The following is a 308-nucleotide window of genomic DNA, read 5'->3' as shown; positions in this document are numbered from 1 at the left end:
ACCTGGCGCCCGCCTGAACCCCGTCGATCAGCTCTGACTCTCTACGTCTATTCGGACACTGCGAGCCGCTCCGCCACCTACGCCGATACGATCCTCGATAGGTTCCGGACGTCGATCCGCGAGGTAGAGCAATATCTCGCGAATGTCGTCTCGATCCGTCGGATGGTGACGCGGGAAACCGAGGAGCGCGGCGGCCATCGCATCGCGCGGTATGACGAGTTGTTCCATTTCATTCGCTTCTGCATTACCGGCGAGAACCATCCCGTCCGGTTGCCGGACATTCCGATGTATCTTGACTGGCTGGTCAC

General features: G+C 60.1%; 1 pseudogene. It reads left to right on the top strand.

What is annotated here, in order from left to right:
* A pseudogene (locus tag EN786_RS36965) lies at positions 1-308 on the top strand (conjugal transfer protein TrbE); the annotation flags it as partial.

This window comes from Mesorhizobium sp. M4B.F.Ca.ET.143.01.1.1 (assembly GCF_004792275.1).
GTDB lineage: Bacteria > Pseudomonadota > Alphaproteobacteria > Rhizobiales > Rhizobiaceae > Mesorhizobium > Mesorhizobium abyssinicae.
Note: the sequence above shows the minus strand (reverse complement) of the source record. Positions and strands in the feature narration are given on the sequence as shown.